This window comes from Ideonella sp. (assembly GCF_041914305.1).
Taxonomy (GTDB): domain Bacteria; phylum Pseudomonadota; class Gammaproteobacteria; order Burkholderiales; family Burkholderiaceae_C; genus Ideonella.
In genome coordinates this window covers 42,800-59,179 of the sequence record NZ_JAYSDQ010000025.1, presented here as the reverse complement: position 1 = coordinate 59,179, position 16,380 = coordinate 42,800, and the positions used below count along the sequence as shown (strand labels likewise).

15 protein-coding genes are annotated in these 16,380 nt (G+C 70.1%); 14 read left to right on the top strand and 1 reads right to left on the bottom strand.

Going from position 1 to position 16,380, the window contains the following annotated elements:
* The first annotated feature begins 20 nt into the window (after nt 1-20).
* The 3 genes from ACE3SG_RS25785 (at nt 21) to ACE3SG_RS25775 (ending at nt 4,495) form a co-directional block, all read left to right on the top strand.
* On the top strand, nt 21-1,790 hold the full coding sequence (locus ACE3SG_RS25785; protein ID WP_374569111.1) for a M14 family metallopeptidase: 1,770 nt from the start codon (nt 21-23) through the stop codon (nt 1,788-1,790).
* Nucleotides 1,791-2,008: 218 nt separating this feature from the next.
* A complete protein-coding gene (locus ACE3SG_RS25780) occupies nt 2,009-3,778 on the top strand; it encodes a M14 family metallopeptidase (RefSeq protein WP_374569110.1) in 1,770 nt (589 codons plus the stop codon).
* Between the two features lie 75 nt (nt 3,779-3,853).
* Complete coding sequence (locus ACE3SG_RS25775; RefSeq protein ID WP_374569109.1) at nt 3,854-4,495, top strand: hypothetical protein; 642 nt, start codon at nt 3,854-3,856, stop codon at nt 4,493-4,495.
* A 74-nt stretch (nt 4,496-4,569) separates the two neighbouring features.
* Here the strand turns inward: ACE3SG_RS25775 and ACE3SG_RS25770 are convergent, their stop codons facing one another.
* Nucleotides 4,570-5,163: a hypothetical protein gene (locus ACE3SG_RS25770; protein ID WP_374569108.1), complete on the bottom strand. Its 594-nt coding sequence runs from the start codon at nt 5,161-5,163 to the stop codon at nt 4,570-4,572.
* A 60-nt stretch (nt 5,164-5,223) separates the two neighbouring features.
* Between ACE3SG_RS25770 and gspG the strand changes: the two genes are divergently transcribed.
* From gspG to gspF, 11 genes are all read left to right on the top strand, one after another.
* Nucleotides 5,224-5,673, top strand: coding sequence for a type II secretion system major pseudopilin GspG (gene gspG, locus ACE3SG_RS25765; protein WP_374569107.1), 450 nt, complete (start codon nt 5,224-5,226; stop codon nt 5,671-5,673).
* Nucleotides 5,674-5,689: 16 nt separating this feature from the next.
* Nucleotides 5,690-6,148 (top strand): Tfp pilus assembly protein FimT/FimU, encoded by a 459-nt coding sequence (locus tag ACE3SG_RS25760; RefSeq protein WP_374569106.1) that lies wholly within the window; start codon nt 5,690-5,692, stop codon nt 6,146-6,148.
* Nucleotides 6,145-6,507: a type II secretion system minor pseudopilin GspI gene (gene gspI / locus ACE3SG_RS25755; protein WP_374569105.1), complete on the top strand. Its 363-nt coding sequence runs from the start codon at nt 6,145-6,147 to the stop codon at nt 6,505-6,507. Before ACE3SG_RS25760 ends, gspI begins: the two co-directional genes overlap by 4 nt.
* Entirely contained in the window at nt 6,507-7,256 is a 750-nt protein-coding gene (locus ACE3SG_RS25750; RefSeq protein ID WP_374569104.1) for a type II secretion system protein J, read from the top strand. Before gspI ends, ACE3SG_RS25750 begins: the two co-directional genes overlap by 1 nt.
* Nucleotides 7,253-8,269 (top strand): type II secretion system minor pseudopilin GspK, encoded by a 1,017-nt coding sequence (gene gspK, locus ACE3SG_RS25745; RefSeq protein ID WP_374569103.1) that lies wholly within the window; start codon nt 7,253-7,255, stop codon nt 8,267-8,269. Before ACE3SG_RS25750 ends, gspK begins: the two co-directional genes overlap by 4 nt.
* Before the next feature lie 104 nt (nt 8,270-8,373).
* On the top strand, nt 8,374-9,888 hold the full coding sequence (gspL, locus tag ACE3SG_RS25740) for a type II secretion system protein GspL (RefSeq protein WP_374569102.1): 1,515 nt from the start codon (nt 8,374-8,376) through the stop codon (nt 9,886-9,888).
* 13 nt (nt 9,889-9,901) lie between these two features.
* Nucleotides 9,902-10,375: a type II secretion system protein GspM gene (gspM, locus tag ACE3SG_RS25735; protein ID WP_374569101.1), complete on the top strand. Its 474-nt coding sequence runs from the start codon at nt 9,902-9,904 to the stop codon at nt 10,373-10,375.
* A gap of 23 nt (nt 10,376-10,398) precedes the next feature.
* Nucleotides 10,399-11,304, top strand: coding sequence for a type II secretion system protein N (gspN, locus tag ACE3SG_RS25730; protein ID WP_374569100.1), 906 nt, complete (start codon nt 10,399-10,401; stop codon nt 11,302-11,304).
* Between the two features lie 29 nt (nt 11,305-11,333).
* Entirely contained in the window at nt 11,334-13,592 is a 2,259-nt protein-coding gene (gspD, locus tag ACE3SG_RS25725; protein ID WP_374569099.1) for a type II secretion system secretin GspD, read from the top strand.
* Nucleotides 13,593-13,615: 23 nt separating this feature from the next.
* On the top strand, nt 13,616-15,037 hold the full coding sequence (gene gspE, locus ACE3SG_RS25720; protein WP_374569098.1) for a type II secretion system ATPase GspE: 1,422 nt from the start codon (nt 13,616-13,618) through the stop codon (nt 15,035-15,037).
* Between the two features lie 23 nt (nt 15,038-15,060).
* Nucleotides 15,061-16,296: a type II secretion system inner membrane protein GspF gene (gene gspF / locus ACE3SG_RS25715; protein WP_374569097.1), complete on the top strand. Its 1,236-nt coding sequence runs from the start codon at nt 15,061-15,063 to the stop codon at nt 16,294-16,296.
* Nucleotides 16,297-16,380 lie beyond the last annotated feature (84 nt).

The following is a 16,380-nucleotide window of genomic DNA, read 5'->3' as shown; positions in this document are numbered from 1 at the left end:
ACAAACGTCAAGGAGACCCTGTGAAGCGACTTCCTCTCGCCGCCGCCCTGGCGGTCGCATTCGCCGCCGCCAGCCTGGCCACCAGCGCCCCCGCCCAACAGGTCACCAGCGCGCACGACGCCGCTGAGATAGACCAGCTGCTGGAACAAGAGCAACGCGTCGACAACTTCTACCGCGCCTACTTCCCCGACACCGAGACCGGCCACAAGGCCGCCGTCACCTTCCACGAGCAGTTGATGGAGTCGAACTGGAAGGGCGGCTACCTGGTGCTGCAGCTCAACGACGAAGACATCGCGAAGCTGAAGGCCTTCAAGTTCCGCGTCGTCAAGGACGAAGCCTTCACCGCCAAGCACGAGGCGATGGTCAAGCGGCTGCGTGCCGCCGGCGCGCCCAACATGTTCGGCGCCTCGGGTGCGCAGCTGGCCACGCAGCGCCTGGAGAGCGGCGAGTCGATCCCGAACTACCCCTGCTACGAAACGGTGGAGGAAACCTTCGCCGCAGCCAAGGGCTTCACCACCACCTACCCCAAGCTCGCCACCTGGACACCCGTGGGCGAGAGCTGGGAGAAGACGCAAGGCACCGGCGGCTACGACATGGCCGTGCTGAAGCTGACCAACAAGGACACCACCGGCCCGAACGGCGAAGCCAAGCCCAAGCTGTTCATCAATGCCGGCATGCATGCCCGCGAGTACGCCACCGCGCCGCTGGTGCTGGCCTTTGCCAAGCAACTGCTGACCGGCTACGGCAAGGACGCCGACTCGACCTGGATCCTCGACCACCACGAGGTCCACCTGATGCTGCAGACCAACCCCGACGGCCGCAAGAAGGCCGAGGGCGGCCTGATGTGGCGCAAGAACACCAACAAGAACTACTGCGGCGCCAACAGCAACAGCCGCGGGGCCGACCTGAACCGCAACTTCAGCTACACCTGGAACATCACGCACGGCCAGGGCTCCAGCGGCAATGCGTGCGACGAGACCTACCGTGGCCCGTCCGCGCACTCCGAGCCCGAGACCCAGGCGGTGGAGGCGTACGCCCGCAGCATCTGGGCCGACCGCCGCGGCCCGAACCAGGGTGACGCCGCCCCGGCCGAGACCAGCGGCATCCACCTCGACGTGCACAGCTACAGCGAGCTGGTGCTGTGGCCGTGGGGCCATGTGAAGCAGGTCGCGCCGAACGGCGTGGCGATGCAGACGCTGGGCCGCAAGCTCGCCTACTTCAACGGCTACACGCCCGAGCAGTCGATCGGCCTGTACCCGACCGACGGCACCTCGGACGACGTCAGCTACGGCGAGCTGGGTGTGGCGGGGATGACCTTCGAGATCGGCACCTCGTTCTTCCAGAGCTGCACCAGCTACGAGAACACGATCAAGCCGAAGAACCTGGCTGCGCTGATGTACATGGCCAAGGTGCTGCGCACGCCCTACCTGACCCCCGCCGGCCCGGACGTGACCAAGCTGAAGCTCAGCACCAACGGCGTGCCCGCCGGCACGCCGGTGACGCTGACGGCCACCGTCACCGACACCCGCTACAACAACAGCAAGGGCACCGAGCCGACGCAGAACATCGCCGGCGCCGAGGCCTACCTCGACGTGCCGCCGTGGATGCCGGGCGCCACCCCGCTGGTGCTGGGGCCGAAGGACGGTGCCTTCGACACCAAGACCGAGCTGGCCAGCGCCACGCTGTCGACCACGGGCCTGAGCAAGGGCAAGCACCTGGTCTATGTGCGCGGCAAGGACGCCGCCGGCAACCAGGGCGCGGTCAGCGCCGTGTTCCTGAAGATCCAGTGACGAAGAAGCCGGGCCGGGCCCGGCCTGGGCTGGCCCGCGCGACGGCGCCGCGTGGGCCAGGCCGCCCGCCGCGGCGCCGGCGGTGACGAAAGTTGAACAATTCGACCCCCTAGAACCGAAGGGGGCCCGGGTGGCGGCGCTGGGGGGTGCCCCACACAATCGTTCAGGCGGCGGCGCCATACCGGTGCCAGCCGTTCACAAAGCCTCAGGAGACCCCCGTGAAGCGACTCCCCCTTGCCACCGCCCTGTCGGTGGCCTTCGCGACTGCCAGCCTGGCCACGAGCGCCGCTGCACAGCAGACCATCAGCGCGCATGACGCCGTCGAGATGGACCAGTTGCTGCAGCAGGAACAAAGCGTCAGCAACTTCTACCGGGCCTACTTCCCCGACGCGGCCACCGGCCGCAAGGCCGCGATCACCTTCCACGAGCAACTGCTCGAATCGAACTGGAAGGCCGGCTACCTGGTGCTGCAGCTCGACGACGAAGACATCGCCAAGCTGAAGTCGTTCAAGTTCCGCGTCGTCAAGGACGAGCAGTTCACCGCCAAGCACGATTCGATGATCCGGCGCCTGCGCGCAGCCGGCGCCCCGAACATCCTCGGCGCCTCGGGCGCCAAGCTGGCCACCGAGCGCCTCGAAAGCGGCGAGTCGATCCCGAACTACCCGTGCTACGAGACGGTCGAAGAAACCTTCGCGGCCGCCCAGGGCTTCACCACCACCTACCCGAAGCTGGCCACCTGGACGGACGTCGGCGACAGCTGGCAGAAGACCCAGGGCTCGGGCGGCTACGACATGGGCGTGCTGAAGCTGACCAACAAGGACACCACCGGCCCGAACGGCGAACCCAAGCCCAAGCTGTTCGTCAACTCGGCGATCCACGCCCGCGAGTACGTGACCGCACCGGTGATGCTGGCCTTCGCCAAGCAGCTGCTGACCGGCTACGGCAAGAACGCCGATGCGACCTGGATCCTCGACCACCACGAGGTCCACCTGCTGCTGCAGACCAACCCCGATGGCCGCAAGAAGGCCGAAGGCGGGCTGCTGTGGCGCAAGAACACCAACACCGCCTACTGCGGCCCGAACAGCAACAGCCGTGGCGCCGACCTGAACCGCAACTTCAGCTACAGCTGGAACGTGACCAACGGCCAGGGCTCCAGCGGCAGCCCCTGCGCCGAGACCTTCCGCGGCCCGTCCGCCGGCTCGGAGCCCGAGACCCAGACCGTCGAAAGCTACGTGCGCAACCTCTGGCCGGACCGCCGCGGCTCGGGCTATGACGATGCCGCGCCGGCCGACACCAGCGGCATCCACATCGACATCCACAGCTACAGCGAGCTGGTGCTGTGGCCGTACGGCTTCCGCACCAAGGCGGCCCCGAACGGCAACGCGCTGCAGACGCTGGGCCGCAAGTTCGCCTACTTCAACCACTACCTGCCCGAGCAGTCGATCGGCCTGTATGCGACCGACGGCACGTCGGACGCGGTCAGCTACGGCGAGCTGGGTGTGCCCGCCTACACGATCGAGATGGGCACCTCGTTCTTCCAGAGCTGCACCAGCTACGAAAGCACGATCAAGCCCGACAACCTGAACACGCTGATGTACGCCGCCAAGGTGGTGCGCACGCCCTACATCACGCCGGCCGGGCCGGACGCGCTGAAGGTCAAGCTCAGCACCAACGGCATTCCGGCCGGCACGCCGGTGACCGTGACCGCGACGATCGACGACACCCACTACAACAACAGCAACGGCACCGAGCCGACGCAGAACATCGCCGGCGCCGAGGTCTTCATCGACACGCCGCCGTGGATGCCGGGGGCGTCGGCGCAGAACATGAGCGCGGCCGACGGCTCGTTCAACACCAAGACCGAGAAGGCCACGCTGGCGCTGTCGACCACCGGCATGTCCAAGGGCAAGCACTTCGTCTATGTGCGTGGCGTGGACGCCTCAGGCAACAAGGGCCCCATCAGCGCGGTGTTCCTGAAGATCAAGTAAACCGCCCGGCTGCACCACAATGCAGGCATGAGGGCCTGCAGGCAGCTTGTCGGCAAATCGAAGGCGGCGTCGCTCGTGCACGGGCTCGCCGCCTTTTTCGTGGCCGCCCCGCTCGCGGCCGGCGCGGTGGGGCTGGACGCGATCCAGCACTGCGGCGCCGAAGCGGCCTGCCTGGGCCAGCTCGAGGCCAACGCGCTGCGCGACAGCGCCGGCGCGGCCAAGCGCGAAGGGCCGCAGCTGACGCTGCAGTTCGGCCTGCAACCGGCCGCCCGCTTCGTCGACCAGCCGCCGCTGGCCCACACCTACCTCGGCCGGCTCGACGGCATCTTGCTGCATGTGGTGCGCGCGGCCACGCCGACGCAGTTGCCGGCCTACTGGCTGGTGGGCGAAAGCGGCCAGCCGCCGCTGCGGGTGGACGCCTTGCCCTCGCCGGCACCGGGCGGCCGCCATTTCGTCGTCGCCAGCGGCAACACGCTGGCGCTGTACCAGCGCTCGGGGCCGCGCTGGTCGCTGCAGTACCGCTTCGAGGCCGCGCCGGGCCTGAGCTGGGCCGTCAAGAGCTGGCGCGCCGATGCAGCGGCGGTGCGCCTCGAATGGCTGTGGCCCGAGGCTCCGTCGGCCTGCGCCGGCCAGGCGGCGCAAGGCGGCCTGCAGCTGCGCGACGGGCCGTTCGGCTGGGATTTGGTGCCGCCGCCGCCACACCGGTGCACGCCGTGAGAAAAATTGAAAAAGCCCTCGGGCACGCCGGCGCGAGGGCTTTCGGGGTGGTCTGACGGCCCGTCGGGGGGCGATCAGTCTTCTTCGCTGTCTTCGTCTTCCTGCTGCGGCGGCGCATTGCGCTGCACCGGCTGCGCCGACGGCTGGTGCTGGATCTGGGGCTGCCCCGGCACACCGGCCGGCATCATCGGCACCGGGCGGTTCATCTGGTTCAGCACCTGGTGCGGCGGCGCGGCAATGGGCGTCGGCTCCGGCAGCGTCAGCTCGGTGGTGGCCGGGCCGCCACGCGGCCCCAGTTGCACCGAGTGCTGGTTGACCGCCAGCAGCACGGTGTCGCCATCGACCACGCTGCCGGTGCGCCAGGCCTTGGGCGGCTCGTCGCCCACGGCGATCAGCGCCACGCCCTGCGGCGAGTGGTCGGCGCCGCGCGGCGCGACGACACCGATCAGGTGGAAGCGGTCGCTCGTGGCGACGGGTTCGTCGTCGTCCACCGCCTTGACGGAGGTGCCGAGCAGGCGCCGCAACTCGCCCCCCATCGCCAGCGACGGCGTCGGGATCTGGGTTTGCGGCGGCAAGCCGGTGCGCGAGGCAAAAACCTTCAGCGCCCAGAAAACGGCGCTGGCGAGGACCAACGCCCAGACGGCCAGTGTTAACAATCGCGATGCCATGCGACGATTATGATTCATGCCACTTATTGCACAGAAGGCCTTGCAGGCCATCTCCCCATCATGAGCGTCACGCACCGCATTGCTACTTCCGCCCGCCGCGGCGCCCAGGCCGGCTTCACGCTGATCGAAATCATGGTCGTGGTCGTGATCATCGGCGTGCTCGGCGCGCTGATCGTGCCGGGCGTGCTCGAGAACGCCGAGAAGGCGAAGGCCACCGCGGCCCGTGCCGACGTCGGCAACATCATGCAGGCCCTGAAGCTTTACAAGCTCGACAACAACCGCTTCCCGACCGCCGAGCAGGGCCTGATGGCGCTGGTGCAGAAGCCGTCGGTCGGCACCATCCCGCCGAACTGGCGCGTCTACATCGAAAAGCTGCCCAACGACCCGTGGGGCAATGCTTACCAATACGCCAACCCGGGCGTCAAGGGCGACATTGATGTCTTCAGCTACGGCGCCGATGGCCAGCCGGGCGGCGAAGGGACCAACGCCGACATCGGCTCCTGGCAATAAGACGGCCGCCTTCTTGATGCGGCACACCCCGAAGCGTGCGCGGGCGCGCGGCTTCACCCTGCTCGAACTGCTGGTCGTCGTGATGATCATCGGCATCGCGGTCGGCATGGCCACCCTCGCGCTGCGCGATGCCGATGCGAACCGGCTCGAAGAAGAAGGCGCCCGGCTGGCGGCGCTGTTCGAGGGCGCCCGGGCGCGCGCCCGCGCCGAGGGCACCGAGGTGCTGTGGCAGCCCAAGCGCGAGATCGGCAACGGCTTCACCTTCACCGGCCTGCCGCCCGACTCGGGCATCCCGACCCATTGGCTGGACGAACGCACCCGCGGCGAGATCATCGGCGCGCCGGTGCTGAGGCTCGGCCCCGAGCCGGTGATCGGCGCCCAGCGCGTGGTGCTGCGCATCGAAGATCGGCAACTGGTGCTGGCCACCGATGGCCTGGGGCCCTTCGTCGTGGTGGCGCCGGAAGAGCAGCCGTGAAGAACCTGGTCCGCGGCTTCACGCTGGTCGAGGTGCTGGTCGCGGTGGCGATCGTCGCCATCGCGCTGGCCGCCGGCAGCCGCGCCGCCGGCACGCTGCTCGACAACTCGCAGCGCCTGTCCGACGTGACGCTGGCGCAGTGGTGCGCCGACAACCGGCTGGTCGGCATGAAGCTCGCCAAGCAGTTCCCCGACGTCGGCACCAGCAGCTTCGAGTGTGTCGAGCTGGGGCAGTCGTTCAACGTGACGATGGTCGTGCGGCAGTCGTTCAACCCGAACTTTCGCGTGGTCGACACCAATGTGCAGGACAGCCGCGGCCAGTCGCTGACGCACCTGTCGGTGATCCTGCCCAGATATTGATGAACCCCCACGCTCTTTTCCAGTCGCTGCCCCCCGAGGGGGTGCTTGCAGCGGCCCGGCAAAGCCGGATCCGCGCCAGGACCTTGGTTCAGTCGCGGGCGCGCGTTGCCGGCTTCACGCTGGTCGAGGTGATGGTCGCGCTGGTGATCATGGCGGTCCTCACTACGATGGCCTGGCAAGGCATCGACGGCCTGATGCGGGCCCGCGAAGGCGCCCAGCGCAGCGGCGAAGCGGCCTTGCGCCTGAGCACCGTGCTGCTGCAGTGGGAGCAAGACCTGACGCAGGTCCAGCAGAGCAATGCGGCGCCGGGCCTCAAGTTCGACGGCGCCTCGCTGCGCCTGACCCGTCGCGGGCCCGGCGGCATCCAGCTGGTCGTCTGGACGCTGCAGGGCGGCAACTGGTACCGCTGGGCTGCGCCGCCGGTGACCCGCATCCAGGACCTGCAGGAATGGTGGATCCGCAGCCAGCAGTGGTCGGCGATCCAGGGCGACGCGCTGAAGATGCTGGAGCAGGTCGAGAGCCAGCAGGTCTATTTCTTCCGCGGCAACAGCTGGAGCAACGCCCAGTCGACCGGCGACATCGAGCAGCCACCGTCGCCGCCGCCCACGCCCCCAACACCTCCGGGCGGCCCGCAACCGCCCCCGCAGATCGGCGGCGAGAACGAGGCCCTGCCCTCCGGCGTGCGGGTGGTGCTGAAGCTGCCCGCCGGGCTGATGACGCGTGACCTGATGGTGAGGCCTTCGCAATGACCCGGCAGCGATCACCGCAGACTCTGGCGATTGACCGGGCGCCGGGCCGCTCCCGGGCCGGCCAGCGCGGGGCGGCCCTGCTGCTGGCGATGCTGATCGTCACGCTGGTGGCCACCTTGTCCGCCGGCATGGTCTGGCAGCAATGGAAAGGCATCGAGGTCGAGACCGCCGAACGGGCGCGGTCCCAGGCGGCGTGGCTGATCGAGGGCGCGACCGACTGGGCCCGGCTGATCCTGCGCACCGACGCCCAGGACCGCGAGCACCCGAATGTCGACACGCTGAACGAGCCGTGGAACACGCCGCTGAAGGACGTGAAGCTGTCGGACTTCCTGGCCGCCGACAAGAACAACACCGAAGACACCGGCCTCGAGGCCTTCCTGTCGGGCCAGATCACCGACGCGCAGTCGCGCTACAACCTGCGCAGCCTGATCACCGACGAAGACGCCGACGCCGCCAAGGAGCTGGCCAAGCTGCGGCGCTTGTGCGAGGCACTCGGCCTGCCGCCCGAGACCGCCAACCGCATCGCCGATGGCATGAAGGGCGCCGACCTGGCCGAAGACCAGCTCGACGACGAAGAGGCCGTGTCGCCCGGCGCGCCGCTGCCGCCGCAGCGCGTCCAGCAGCTGACCTGGTTCGGCCTCGATGCCGACGCGGTGCGGCGCCTGGCGCCCTACGTGATCATCCTGCCCGGCGAAACTCCGGTGAACCTGCTGACCGCCCCGCCCGAGGTGCTGGTCGCGGTGCTGGACGGGCTGGACCGCGGCAGCGCCGAGCGCTTTGCCCAAAAGCGCCTGACGATCGACGTGCGCAGCCTCGACGACATCAAGCCCTTGCTGCCGCCAAAGGTGGCCGAAGGGCTGGGCGAGGCCAACCATGTGGGCATCAGCTCGAACAATTTCGAGATCCTGGGCGAGCTGCGCTACGAGAACTTCTCGCTGCGCGAGCTGACGCTGGTCACCCGGCGCGGCCAGGAGGTCGTCGTGCTGCGTCGGGAAAGGCTCCCCCATGAATGACAATCGCGACCCCAAGGGGTGCCCTGCGCGCCACGCCACAATAGCGCTCCCGTGCGCAGAGGCCTTGGCCCTGCATCGTGTGAACCGGTCCTGAACACGCATCCATGTCGACCCTGATCGTTGCCTTGCCCGTGCCGCCCCGGCTGTCGTCCCAGGGGGCGGCGGGCGCCGCGTTCGCGCCGGCCGAATACGACTACGTGTTCAGCGCCGACAGCGGGCCGCGGCTGCAAGCCAGCCGCGCCGCGCCGGCGCAGTTGCCCAAGGCCCAGTCGGTGGTGGCGGTGGTGCCACCTAACGGCGTCGGTTGGCACCGTGTCACGCTGCCCAAGGCACCGGCCGCCAAGCTGCGCCCGGCGCTGGTCGGGGTGCTCGAAGACGTGCTGCTCGAAGACGACAGCGAGCTGCACCTGGCGCTGCCGCCGCACGCGAAAGCCGGCGACTCGGTCTGGGTCGCGGCGCTGAGCAAGACCTGGCTGAAGACCCAGCTCGATGCACTGGAGGCCGATGGCCTGACGGTCGACCGCGTGGTGCCGGGCTGGGTGCCCGACGACGCGCCGGCCGGGCACTTCTTTCGCGGCGAGCCGCTGGCCGATGGCAGCGACCCCGGCACCCAACTGGCCTGGCGCGACAGCCAGGGCCCGCTGTGCCTGCCTGCCGCCAGCGACGCCACGCGCACCTTCATCGCCCGCATCGGCGGCGACCTGCCGGTGCGCTGGACCTCCGAACCCGAATGCGCGGCCGACGCGGTGCGCCTGGCCGGCGGCAACGTGGCCGCGCTGTCGAACAGCGAGTTCCTGTTCGCCGCCTCGCGCACCGAATGGAACCTGCGCCAGTTCGACCTGGTGCCGCAGCGCCGCGGCAGCCGCGCCGCGAAAGAGCTGCTGCAACAGCTGTGGACCTCCCCCACCTGGCGCCCGGCGCGCTACGGCGTGGCCGTGCTGCTGCTGCTGAACCTGGTCGGCGCCAACGTCTGGGCCTGGCAGCAGCGCCAGGCCGTCACCAAGCAGAAGGCGGCGATGACGGCGTTGCTGCAGACCACCTTCCCGCAGGTGCGCGCGATCGTCGACGCACCGGCGCAGATGCAAAAGGAAATCGACCTGCTGCGCGCCTCGGCGGGCAAGCCGGGCGAGGCCGACCTCGAGCCGCTGATGTACGCCGCCGAGGCCGCCTGGCCGCCGTCGCGTGCACCGGCCGATGGCCTGAAGTTCGAACCCGGCCGGCTCAGCATCAGCAGCGCCGGCTGGAGCCCGCAAGAGGTCGAGGGCTTCCGCTCGCGCCTGCGCCCGCTGGGTTACGACGCCGAATCGGTGCCGGGCCGCTTGACGCTGACCCGGGCCAAGCTGACCGACGCCGGGCCCGACCCCGCGCTGGCGCCCACCCGCGCCGGCCCGGGCGCTGCAGCCGCCGCCACCATGCCGAACCCCACCCCCGGCGGCGCGACCACCCCGCCGCCGCGGATGACGCCACCGGTGCCGGGCCAGCGCCCGGGCCTGCCCCAAGGGGTGCCGATGGGCCCGCAAGGCAGCATGCCGCCGCGCCCCGCCGCGCCCGTGCCCGAGCAGCCACAGCGCATGCCCACGCAGTCGCCCACCGGCGTGAACGACAACGTCGACAGGTGAAGCCTCGATGAACATGCAACAAGAACTCCGCCTGCGCTGGGCGCGCATGCAGCCGCGCGAACGCACGCTGGTCGGCATCGGCGCCGGGGCGATCGGCCTGCTGCTGCTGTGGTACGTGGGCCTGTCTTCGGCCTGGTCGACCTGGAAGACCGTGCCGGCGCAAAAGCGCGCGCTCGAACTCGACTGGATGCAGATGCAGCGCCTGGCCAACGAGGCGCGTGACCTGAAGGCCCAGCCGCCGGTCAACGCGGCCCAGGCCACCGAGGCGCTCAAATCGGCCACCGACCGGCTCGGCGCCAGCGGCAAGCTGAGCCAGCTCGCCGACCGCGCCACGCTGACCGTCAACGGCGTCTCGCCCGAGGCCCTGCGCACCTGGCTGGCCGAGGTGCGCAGCGGCGCGCGCGCGCGGCCGGTCGACATGCAGGTCAACCGGGCCGATGGCGGCCTGTCGGGCCAGGTCGTGGTCATGCTGGCCGCCAACCCCTGAGCGGCACGGCCCCCACGAACGCCATGGCCAAGTCCCCCACCCGCACCGGCTGGAGCCTGTCCACCTTCGACGACAGCATCCTGTTGGGGATGCGGCGCGCGCGCAGCGGCCTGCAGGCTGCCGCCAATTCGCCGCACCTGGGCCGCTGGGCGGTCGCCGGGGCGGTGCTGGGTGGCCTGTATGCGTTCATCGCCTATGCGCCGGCCTCGTGGCTGGCCGACAGCGTGGCCAGCGCCAGCAACGGCCGGCTGCTGCTGGCCGAGGCCGAAGGCAGCATCTGGCGCGGCAGCGCCTTGCCGGTGCTGACCGGCGGCCCCGGCAGCAAGGACGCCGCCGTGCTGCCGTCGCGGCTCGATTGGTCGGTGTCGCCCTTCTTCGGCGGCCTGCGGCTGAAGCTCTCGCAAGGCTGCTGCATCGAGCCCGGCCTCGAGCTCGAATGGCGGCCGGGCTGGAACAAGATGGCAATCACGGTCAAGCCGAGCGCCAACGGCGTCGGCCACTGGCCCGCGGCCTGGCTCGAAGGCCTGGGCGCGCCGTGGAACACGCTGCGCCCCGGGGGCCAGCTGCGCCTGTCCGCACAAGGGCTGACGCTCGAATCGCGCGGCGGCGCCTGGCAGATCCGCGGCCAGGCCGACCTGGACTGGATGCAGGCCTCGTCGCGCCTGTCCACGCTCGACGCGCTGGGCAGCTACCGCATCGGCCTGAGCGGCGGCGCCGAGGGCGCCAGCGGCGCGGCGGCGCGCCCGTCGATCACGCTGCGCACGCTCGAAGGCGCGCTGCAGCTCAACGGCAGCGGCCAATTCGGCGAGCGCGGCCTCAAATTCAACGGCGACGCGCGCGCCGCGCCCGGCTTCGAGCCGGCACTGAACAACTTGCTGAACATCATCGGGCGGCGCAACGGCGCGTCGTCCGTCATTTCGATCGGGTGATCATGACCTTGCACCACCGCCTCCACCCCATGAAGAACCCGCTCGCACGCCAAGCCGCGGCGCTGCGCGGCCGCTGGGCCCCGCTGGCCCTGGCCGCCCTGCTGGCCGTCACGCCCATCGCCCACGGCCAGTCGAACGACGCGGACGACCCGCCGATGCCCAAGACGCGGGCCAAGGCACCGGTGACGCTGAACTTCATCAACGCCGACATCGAGGCCGTCTCGAAGGCGATCGGCGCGATGCTCGACCGCCAGATCGTCGTCGACCCGCGCGTCAAGGGCCAGGTCACCGTCACCAGCGAAAAGGCGCAGCCGCCGCAAGAAGCCTGGCGCAGCTACCTGGCCGCCCTGCGCGGCATGGGCTTCACGGTGGTCGAGAACGCCGGCCTGCTGAAGGTCGTGCCCGAGGCCGAGGCCAAGCTGCAGGCCGGCACGGTATCTATCGGCGCACCCACGCTGCGCGGCGACCAGATCCTGACGCAGATCTTCCGCCTCAACCACGAGAACCCGAACAACCTGGTGGCCGTGCTGCGGCCGCTGATCAGCGCCAACAACACGATCAACGCGAACCCGGCCAACGGCACGCTGATCATCACCGACTACGCCGACAACCTGCAGCGCCTGGCCAAGATCATCGCCGCGCTGGACCAACCGGCGGCGTCCGAGATCGAGGTGATCCCGGTGCAGCACGCGCTGGCCGCCGACCTGGCCCCGCTGCTGCAGAAACTGACCGAAGGCGGCGCCGGCATCAACGTGCCGGGCGGCGCCAACACCGCCGCCGCCGCGACCTCGATCGTCGTCGAGCCGCGCAGCAACGCGCTGATCGTGCGCACCGCCAACCCGGTGCGCATGAACGCCGTCAAGTCGCTGATCGAGAAACTCGACAAGCCGATCCCGGGCGGCGGCCCGGCCGGCAACATCTGGGTCGTCTACCTGAAGAACGCCGACGCGGTGAAGCTGGCCGAGGTGCTGCGCGCCGCGATCGCCAGCGGCACCGCCGCCACCAGCGGCGCCAGCGGGTCGTCCGGCAGCAGCTTCAGCTCGGGCAGCGGCGGCGTGTCACGCCCCAGCCCGAACGCCGCCAGCCCGGCGGTCAACACCGGCGGCACCTCATCGGGCATGAGCGCAGCCGCGACCACGCCGGTGGCCGCCTCCGCCAGCCCGTCCACCGGTGGCCAGATCCAGGCCGACCCGGCGACCAACTCGCTGATCATCTCGGCGCCCGAGCCGGTGTACCGCCAGATGCGCCAGGTGATCGACCAGCTCGACACCCGCCGCGCGCAGGTCTATGTCGAGACGCTGATCGTCAAGGTCGATGCCGAGAAGGCGGCCGAATTCGGCTTCCAGTGGCAGAGCCTGCTCGGCAATTCCAGCACCGACGCCAACATCGTCGGCGTGGCCGGCACCAACTTCGGCTCGGTCGGCAACATCGTCGACCTGTCGCTGTCGGGCGCCGCGGGCGGCTCGACCAGCACCGGCACCACCACCGGCAGCCCGAGCTCGCTGCTCGGCAATGGCCTGAACATCGGCGTCTTCAAGAAGATCGCCGGCATCTACACGCTCGGCGCGCTGGCCCGCTTCCTCGAGACCAACACCGGCGCCAACGTGTTGTCGACGCCGAACCTGGTGGCGCTGGACAACGAAGAGGCCAAGATCGTGATCGGCTCGAACGTGCCGTTCACCACCGGCTCGTTCACCAACACCGGCACCGGCAACGGCGCGGTCAACCCCTTCCAGACGATCGAACGCAAGGACGTCGGCATCACGCTGCGCATCAAGAGCCAGATCGGCGAAGGCGGCACCGTGCGCATGACGGTGTTCCAGGAAAACAGCTCGCTGCGCGCCGGCGGCCAGCAGATCACCGACAAGAGCTCGATCGAGACCACCGTGGTCGTCGACGACGGCAGCATGATGGTGCTGGGCGGCCTGCTGAAAGACGAGTACGGCGACAGCGAAAACGCGGTGCCGGTGCTGGGCAACATCCCGGTCATCGGCAACCTGTTCCGCAACGAGGGCCGCAAGCGCACCAAGAGCAACCTGATGCTGTTCCTGCGCCCGGTCGTGATCCGCTCCCCGCAACAGGCCGAGCAGATGATGGTCGACCGCTACGACGCGATCCGCGCAGTGCAGTCGAACATCCAGCGTGACCCGACGATGCTGGTGCCGGTGGATGGCAACCTGGTGCTGCCCGAGCGCAAGGCCGGCAAGCTGCCGGACCAGCAGGTCGTCGTGCCGCCGACGCCGGCGTCGGCGCCGACCACCGTGCCCGCACCCGCGCCCGGTCAATAAGCCCGCCAGGAAAGAGGCACCCCATGGGCCAACGCCACCCGCTGCCCTACGCCTTCGCGAAGGCCAACACCCTGCTGCTGGAAGACGACGGCCGCCAGCTCGTGCTGCGCCTGGCCGACTCGACCCCGCGCAGCGCCCTGACCGAGGTGCTGCGCCGCTACGCGGTCGACCGCTTCGAATCCGAGGCCACCGAAACGCTGGACAAGCGCCTGGCCGAGGCCTACGCCGGCGGCGAGGCCAGCGCCGCGGCGGTGGTCGGTGAGGTCGAGAGCGCGGTCGACCTGTCGCGCATGATGCAGGAGCTGCCGGCGGTCGAAGACCTGCTCGAAGCCGCCAACGACGCGCCGATCATCCGCATGCTCAACGCGCTGCTGACGCAGGCCGCGAAAGACGGCGCGAGCGACATCCACATCGAGCCCTACGAGCGCAGCTCGAGCGTGCGCTTCCGTGTCGACGGCACGCTGCGCCAGGTGGTGCAGCCGAACAAGGCGCTGCACGCGGCGCTGATCTCGCGCCTGAAGATCATGGCCGAGCTCGACATTGCCGAGAAGCGCCTGCCGCAGGACGGCCGCATCTCCTTGCGCATCGGCGGCCGCGCGATCGACGTGCGGGTCTCCACCCTGCCCTCGGCCCACGGCGAGCGCGCGGTGCTGCGCCTGCTGGACAAGACCGAAGCCAAGTTCAGCCTCGAGGGCCTGGGCATGAGCGGCGACGTGCTGACCGCCTTCAACCGGCAGGTGCAGCAGCCGCACGGCATCGTGCTGGTGACCGGGCCGACGGGCTCGGGCAAGACGACCACGCTGTACGCGGCGATGTCGCGCCTGGACACCGCCACCACCAACGTGCTGACGGTCGAGAACCCGGTCGAATACGAGCTGCCCGGCATCGGCCAGACGCAGGTCAACGCGGCGATCGACCTGACCTTCGCCGCCGCGCTGCGGGCGATCCTGCGCCAGGATCCGGACGTGATCATGATCGGTGAAATCCGCGATTTCGAGACCGCACAGATCGCGATCCAGGCCTCGCTGACCGGCCACTTGGTGCTGGCCACGCTGCACACCAACGACGCGCTGAGCGCCGTGACCCGCCTGACCGACATGGGCGTCGAGCCGTTCCTGCTCAGCTCCAGCCTGCTGGGCGTGCTGGCCCAACGCCTGGTGCGCCGGCTCTGCCCGGTCTGCAAGAAGCAGGACGAGCGTGGCCGCTGGCACCCGGTCGGTTGCCCCGAGTGCGCCCACACCGGCTACAGGGGCCGCACCGGCGTCTACGAGTTGATGGTCGTGGACGACAAGCTCCGCGCGCTGATCCACAACCGCGCCGCCGAGAGCCAGCTCTATGTCGCGGCCGAAGCCGCCGGTTTCCGCACCATGCGCGACGACGGCCAGCGCCTGATCGACGCCGGCGTCACCTCGCAAGAGGAAGTGCTGCGCGTGACCCGCGAATGACCCCGACCGCCCGATAGACCTCGATGCCCGCCTTCAAGTTCGAAGCCCTCGACGCCAGCGGCAAGACGACCACCGGCATGGTCGAGGCCGACAACGCCAAGACCGCCCGCGCCCAGGTGCGCGCGAAGGACCTGGTGCCGTTGTCGGTCACGCCGATCGGCGTGGCGTCGGACGCCGGCAAGAACGCCGGTGTCGGCGGTGGCCGCCGCATCCTCGGCCGGCGCGCCTTCAGCGCCAGCGGGCTGACGGTGTGGACGCGCCAGCTCGCCGGCCTGGTCGGCTCGGGCCTGCCGCTGGAGCGGGCGCTGACGGCGCTGGCCGATGAAGCCGAAGAGCCGAAGCAGCGCGAGCTCGTCGCCCACCTGAAGAGCGAGGTCAACGCCGGCAGCTCGTTCGCCCGCGCGCTGGCGTCGAGCCCGCGCGAGTTCGACGACGTCTACCGCGCCGTCGTCGCGGCCGGCGAGGCCAGCGGCGCACTCGGCGGCGTGCTGGAGAAACTGGCCGACGACCTGGAAGACCGCCAGGCGCTGAAGGCCAAGGTGCTGGGCGCGATGCTGTACCCGGCGATCGTCTCGCTGATCGCGATCGTGATCGTCACCTTCCTCGTCACCTACGTGGTGCCGCAGGTCGCCTCCGTCTTCACCAGCACCAAACGCGCCCTGCCGGGCCTGACGGTCGCGATGCTGGCCATCAGCGCCTTCGTACGCAGCTACGGCTGGATCGTCGTGGTGCTGCTGGTGGCGGGCGTGGGCATGCTGAGCTTCTCGCTGCGCAACGAGGCCTTCCGCGAGCGCTTCGACGCCGCCACGCTGCGGCTGCCGCTGGTCGGCCGCCTGGCGCGCGGCTACAACGCAGCGCGCTTCGCCGGCACCCTGGCGATGCTGGCCGGCGCCGGCGTGCCGATCCTGAAGGCCTTGCAGGCCGCCGCCGAAACGCTGGGCAACCGGGCCATGCGCGCCGACGCGATGGCCGCGCTGGTGCAGGTGCGCGAGGGTGCACCGCTGGCCTCGGCCCTGGCCGCCAAGAAGCGCTTCCCCGGCCTGCTGGCCATGTTCGCCCGCCTGGGCGAGCAGACCGGCAAGCTGCCGGTGATGCTCGACCGCGCCGCCCGCCAGCTCGGCGGCGAAGTGCAACGCCGCGCACTGGCCGTGGCCACGATCCTCGAGCCGCTGCTGATCGTCGCGATGGGCGTCGTCGTGATGCTGATCGTGCTGTCGGTGTTGCTGCCGATCATTCAGCTCAACACCTGGGTCAAGTAGGCCCCCACGGCCCCTCCGGGGCCTGCCCCCCGGGGGGGCTCGCGCAGCGGACCGGCCAAGCCGGATCCGCGCACGCCACTTGGA